This window comes from Virgibacillus alimentarius (assembly GCF_000709085.1).
Classification (GTDB): domain Bacteria; phylum Bacillota; class Bacilli; order Bacillales; family Amphibacillaceae; genus Virgibacillus_B; species Virgibacillus_B alimentarius.
Genome location: NZ_JFBD01000121.1, coordinates 1 through 6290, shown reverse-complemented (window position 1 = coordinate 6290; position 6290 = coordinate 1). Strand labels below are relative to the sequence as shown.

The following is a 6290-nucleotide window of genomic DNA, read 5'->3' as shown; positions in this document are numbered from 1 at the left end:
CGCAGCGTCCAAGTTTTTGGCATAGCACTCAGCAGACTATTCATGCACAAACTGAGTTACCTGGAACGGATGGCGGCGACTCCTGCGGAAATAGCGTGAGTCTTGAGACCCCGCAGGAAGTGGGTTTCTTCCGAGGAGGCCCAAGCCATGCCCGCGGAAAGCGTCCGCCAGTAGTGAAGGTAGCGTAGTTGTCAACAATGAGATTTTTGTAAATTTGTAAGAGTTAATAGGCTGAAAAGAAAAGCTTAAATATACTATACGAGGGGTGTTTTTATGCACACGATGTGGAAAGGTACGATTAGTTTTGGGCTTGTGAATATTCCGGTTAAAATGCACGCTGCAACGGAAAATAAGGATATTTCACTAAGGCAGCTACATAAGGAATGCGAGTCCCCGATTAAGTATGAAAAAGTTTGCCCTGTATGTGATCGGAAAGTGGAAAATGATGAAATTGTTAAAGCTTATGAATACGCGAAAAATAAATTTGTAAAGTTAGATGAAGAAGATTTGAAGGCATTAAAGCAAGAGCAGGGAGACAAAGCTGTTGAAATTATGGATTTTGTAAAATTGGATGAAATTGATCCGGTCTATTTTGAGAAAAGTTATTATTTATCCCCAAACGAGGGTGGAGGAAAAGCATATGGCTTATTGCGTACAGCTTTAGAGGAAACTGGGAAAATAGGCGTGGCTAAAATGATGATTCGGTCCAAGGAACAATTAGCCGTCATCCGCATCTACCAGAATACGTTAGTTGTAGAAACGATCCACTATCCGGATGAGGTACGAAATACACAGGATGTTCCAAATGTACCGGAAAAAACAAATGTGAATAAAAAGGAAATTGATACTGCTAAAATGCTGATTGAGCAATTGACAACGACATTTGATCCAGAAAAATATAACGATGCGTATCGAACTGCTTTGCTTAAGTTAATTGAGGAGCGGAAAAACAAAGAGCAAGTCGTTTCAGGGAAAGAAAGAAAACAAGAGCCGGATAATGTGGCTAATTTAATGGATGCACTCCAAGCCTCGTTGGATAAAGCTAAAAAAGATAAACCAAAACCAAAACAGCCGAAGCGAAAAACAACTGCTTCAAAGAAAAAGGCTACATCTTAACATAAATGCCTCCAGGAGAAGGGGGCATTTTTTATTGGACATCAATTCTTCCTAGTGGACATGCATATTCGATTTGAATTGTGTTACAAATCAGACTCATTTTCTCATTTTGTTTACAAGACAATAACAGATGTGTTAAATCGGAGTAATTTAAATGGATTTGGTTTAAAACGCTAAAAAAAAGAAATATAATTGAATATAGTACGATTGTAAAGGGATGAAGAACATGAAGAGATATGCATATTTTGATAATGCGAAATTAATATTGATTTTTTTAGTGGTGTTTGGCCATATGATTCAACCCTTCATTGACGCATCACATGAAATAAATACGCTATATTTGTGGATATATACATTTCATATGCCAGCATTTATTTTTTTGGCAGGTTTTTTTGCAAAAGGATCCGGGAATAAGGAGTATATCGTAAATCTAGCTAAAAAGCTGCTGATTCCTTATATTATTTTCCAACTCCTCTATACAGGCTATTACTTCTTTATCGGAAAAGAAAATTGGCAAGTGGGAATGTTTTATCCACACTGGTCTTTATGGTTTCTATTTAGTCTGTTTTGTTGGCATATCCTTTTGTCTTGGTTTAAAAAAATACCAGCGGCATTAGGTGTAACGCTTGCTGTGCTACTAGGGTTACTCGTCGGATATTTTGGAGAAATCGGGCATACATTCAGTTTGTCCAGGACTTTTGTCTTCTTTCCATTTTTCTTAATCGGCTACTGGCTGACAAAAGATCATGTGATGTTCTTGAAGCGTAAAAGTGTAAAAATAGCTTCCCTGGTTGTATTGGTTATTGTAGCAGCCGCTATTTATATTGCACCTGATCTGAACTCTGGATGGCTGCTTGCTTCTAAATCGTATGGTGACTTAGGAATGCCGGAATATGGCGGACTTGCACGTTTATTGGTATATGCTACATCAGTAATCATGGCAATGAGTATACTGGCATGGGTTCCTCAAAAGAATGGCTGGTTAACCTTTTTAGGTACGAGAACATTATATGTTTATCTATTGCACGGATTTTTCATTCAGTATTTCCGTCAAGCTGAGTTATTTAAGGTAGATAACATGTTAGATTTGCTAGGACTTTCTGTGATAGCAGCAGCAATTGTGCTTCTGTTGTCAAGTAAACCAATGTTAAGTGTTTGGCAGCCTTTTATCGAGGGAAAGGCATCGATGATTAAAAACTTGGTATCGCCAAAAAATGATGAAAAGAACAAAACACAATCAGAATCCTAATGGAAGTTGTAGAACAGACCATTTCGATAAAAAATAGCAGGGTCACTGCGACTCCTGCTATTTTTAAATTGGGATATAAAGGTATGCGTGACTGATCTTAGTCGTGCTAAGACGATCGGCATTCCGTTTTTTTATTTTAGAATATAATATGAGCGATAATAACGATCACAGGTAGTGTAATAATCGTTCTTAGGATAAAAATAATGAATAAATCCTTAAATGAAACAGGTACTTTGGATCCTAGCACAACACCGCCGACTTCAGACATATAAATAAGCTGTGTGACGGATAATGCAGCAACAACAAAACGGGTTATTTCTGCTTCGATGGATGAGCCAATAACGGCTGGCAGAAACATGTCAGCAAACCCAATTAAAATAGTTTCAGACGCTTCCTGCGCATTTGGAATTTGCATCCATTCAAGCAACGGTACAAATGGTATGCCTAACCATTGAAAGAATGGTGTATATTCAGCGATCATCAGTGCAATTAAACCGAAGGCCATAACGATAGGAGCGACACCCATCCACATGTCCAGCACATTTTGTCCGCCTTCTTTGAAAAATTTATAAACACTTGTTTCTCTTTTGCTTCGTTCAATAGCTTTTTCATAACCATAGGAAAGTGCGTTATAACCTTCTGGAATTTCTTCACTTACTGCAGTAGACTTGTCATCTATATACGTATTTGGTTTACGGGATAATGGCGGAATACGCGGCATAATAAGAGCAGCAACAAATCCGGCAATAAGAACGGTTAAGTAAAATGGAACAAACATGTGCTCAAGGCCGACTTCTCCAATAACAGCTAGCGTAAATGTAATGGATACAACAGAGAAAGTTGTTCCGATAATGGCTGCCTCACGCTTCGTGTAAAGACCGTCTTCATATTGTCTGCTTGTAAGCAAAACACCAATTGTGCCATCGCCAATCCATGATGCTAAGGTATCAATGGATGACCGTCCGGGTAGTTTAAAAAGGGGACGCATCACTTTCGTCATTAATGTTCCAAAAAAGTCCAGTAATCCAAAGTTCATTAACAATGGTAAGATCAGACCTGCAAATAAAAACACAGCAAATAAAACATGTAATAACCCGTCTAAAAGTTCCTGTCCTGTGGCTTCTCCGTGAATGGCTTCGGGTCCTAATTGAAAAAAGGCCATGATCGCAAAAATAGCTGCAATGACTCTTGTAATCACCCAAAAAGGACTAACGTAAAACAATTGATGGAAAAACGGGGTCTTCATCATTGTTTCTTCGCCAATTATTTTAGCAATTATCGTGATGGTTGCTGTAAGCACAATAATGATCATCATAATAGCAGATAGTTGATCAGCAAGCTCACCTTGAATCCAATCTGCTAATAATCCAATTGGTATTGTATATCCATTCTCCATTTTAATTGGTACCATAAAAAAGAAGATGCCAATTAATGAAGGAATAATAAATCGTAAATGATCTGTTATTTTATATTTCTTCCCCAACGTTGTCTCCCCCTTGAAGTGCGTAAGAATAAATATTCTTTATAATGTATAATTATACAATGTGCTGATTATAAAATCAATTAGATTTTTTAAGGCTTTCATTTTTTTTGCTATTTTACATACACTATCGTATAAATTAGTGTTTATTGTGAATGATGTAGCGGGAAAAGTTTATTAAGATGCTGAAGGTGAGGAATGCTTTGAAATACAATATTATTTATCGCACTACAATCATTGTATGGATGACAGTTAAATTTATTTATCAAATTTATTCTTTTCATATACGGAATCGTATTTGGGATGAACGTACCAAACAAAAATGGAATAATCTTTTGATTAAAATGGCAAAAGAATATAGAAGAAATGCAATTAAACTGGGTGGTGTATTGATAAAGGTAGGTCAATTTCTAGGTACAAGAGCAGATATCATGCCAGATGTATTTATTAAAGAATTAACAGGACTTGTTGATCGTGTTCCTGCGATGCATTTTGATTATGCGAAAGCGATTCTGGAAAAGGAGTGGAACGCAAACCTTGATCACCACCTGAAAGAAATAAGCAAGTCATCGATAGCTTCAGCATCGATAGGAGAAGTATACCGGGCAACATTAAAAGATGGATCAGATGTCGCCATTAAAGTACAGCGGTACCGGGTTCAAGATATTTTTCACATGGACTTTAAAGCACTGAAGATTGTTTTTTGGATCATTTCCACTTTTACATCATTCGGTAAAAAGGCAGATTTAAGCGAGCTTTATCAAGAGTTAATTTATGTCATGGCGAAAGAACTGGATTTTGAACAGGAATTACATTATGGAACTTATTTTAAAGAACGCTACCATAACAAATCTTCTATCTATATTCCAGGGTATTATAAAAAGTTATGTACAAAAAAAGTACTTGTTATGGAATGGGTAGATGGTGCGAAAATTACAGATCTTCATTTCTTAAACAGACACCAAATCAGCTCGAAGCGGACTGCGAAATCTTTATTTTATTTTTATATCGATCAATTTTTAAGTAATGGCTATTTTCATGCAGATCCGCATGCAGGGAACATATTAATGCAGCAGGATGGAACAATCGTCATTATAGACTTTGGAATGGTAGGAGAAATAAGGAAGCAGGATACACATTATTTTAAGCGTCTTATTCAAAGTTTAATCACCGATGATTATGATAATGTGATTGAAATACTTGAGGAAATGAATTTTATCTTACCGAATGCGAATAAGCGGAAATTGAGAAAAATACTTGAGCATACAGTTGAAATGTATGAAGATGGATCGATGAAGCGAATGGATACGCAAGTGATAGATCAGCTGATGAAAGATGTTCGCCATATTATTAAAGATCAGCCAATTCAACTGCCTGCAGATTATCTTTATTTAGGAAGAGCTATTTCCATTATTTTTGGAATTCTGGTCAATCTTTATCCGGAAGCTGACTTGAAAAAATGGGCAAAGCCAAAGATTAAAGAGTGGGTTGGGGGAAGGAGTATAACCGAATCCGTTTATAAGCAAATTGCAAAAGAAACAGTTCAACCCGCTTTCTCTTTTCCAAAAGCTATGCTAAATTGGTTAGAGAGTGGGGAAAAAGATAGGCAGTGGGACAGAGAAAAGCAACAAGCAAAGCTTAAGCATCATTATTATTTGTTAGTCGAAATAACTAGCTTTATCATGCTATTAATCAGCATGGGGTTTGCCATCTATGCTAATCACTTTGCGCTGGCGATACTTGAGACGATTAGTATTTCTGCCATTGGTATCTTTTTTCTAATATTATTCGCAAGTTTAGTCAAACATTATTATATGATTCAATCGAGAAGGTAGGTGCTATAAAAAATGAATGAAACGTTAAAAAAAGGTTTTTTATTAGGACTTGGTGCAGCAGTTAGCGGGAAGGAGAAATTGGACAGCAAATTAAAAGAGCTAGTGGAAAAAAATGAGTTAACGCAAGAACAAGCAAAGTCAGTATTAAATGACTTTGTAGAAAAAGGCGAACAGAAAAGTGAAGAATGGAATACAAAGCAATTTGAACAAACAAAGAAAATCGTCAAAGATATGGGAATAGCAACAAAAGATGATATCGATGAGCTAAGAGCACGGTTGACAGAACTGGAAGAAAAAGTGAATAAGGAAACATAAAAGAGTGGATCGGTACCCCCCGAAAGTTAACGTAGAAAACTAACTTTTGGGGGTTTTTTAGTGCGCCCAGCATGGGCTATAACTTGGTGGTGAAAGTCCACTACAGGCTTGGCAGTAGGAACTGTTAGCTGAAAGCAAGGGTGTCCATTGCGAAATGGAATCTGAAGGAAGCTGGAGGCAAACTCCCGAACTGACGAACAGAAACTGTATACAAGGCTGAATTGGAATGGACGAGTTTGCTAAACATTACAAAGTCCGATACTGCACGAGTTCCATACAGTAAATACAGCAGTTA

General features: G+C 37.0%; 5 protein-coding genes. 4 read left to right on the top strand and 1 reads right to left on the bottom strand.

The window, feature by feature from the left end:
• Positions 1-273: 273 nt before the first annotated feature.
• Both ku and GZ63_RS0115445 read left to right on the top strand, forming a co-directional pair.
• On the top strand, positions 274-1116 hold the full coding sequence (ku, locus tag GZ63_RS0115450) for a non-homologous end joining protein Ku (RefSeq protein WP_029271092.1): 843 nt from the start codon (positions 274-276) through the stop codon (positions 1114-1116).
• A 226-nt stretch (positions 1117-1342) separates the two neighbouring features.
• Positions 1343-2365: an acyltransferase family protein gene (locus GZ63_RS0115445; protein ID WP_029271090.1), complete on the top strand. Its 1023-nt coding sequence runs from the start codon at positions 1343-1345 to the stop codon at positions 2363-2365.
• Positions 2366-2501: 136 nt separating this feature from the next.
• Here GZ63_RS0115445 and GZ63_RS0115440 read toward each other — a convergent pair whose 3' ends face one another.
• On the bottom strand, positions 2502-3848 hold the full coding sequence (locus GZ63_RS0115440) for a YjiH family protein (protein WP_029271088.1): 1347 nt from the start codon (positions 3846-3848) through the stop codon (positions 2502-2504).
• Positions 3849-4048: 200 nt separating this feature from the next.
• On the opposite strand from GZ63_RS0115440, the gene GZ63_RS16950 reads away from it, so the two are divergent.
• Together GZ63_RS16950 and GZ63_RS0115430 are read left to right on the top strand one after the other, a co-directional pair.
• Entirely contained in the window at positions 4049-5680 is a 1632-nt protein-coding gene (locus GZ63_RS16950; RefSeq protein WP_226374473.1) for an ABC1 kinase family protein, read from the top strand.
• A gap of 12 nt (positions 5681-5692) precedes the next feature.
• Positions 5693-5995, top strand: a complete 303-nt coding sequence (locus GZ63_RS0115430) for a phasin family protein (RefSeq protein WP_029271084.1) — start codon at positions 5693-5695, stop codon at positions 5993-5995.
• Positions 5996-6290 lie beyond the last annotated feature (295 nt).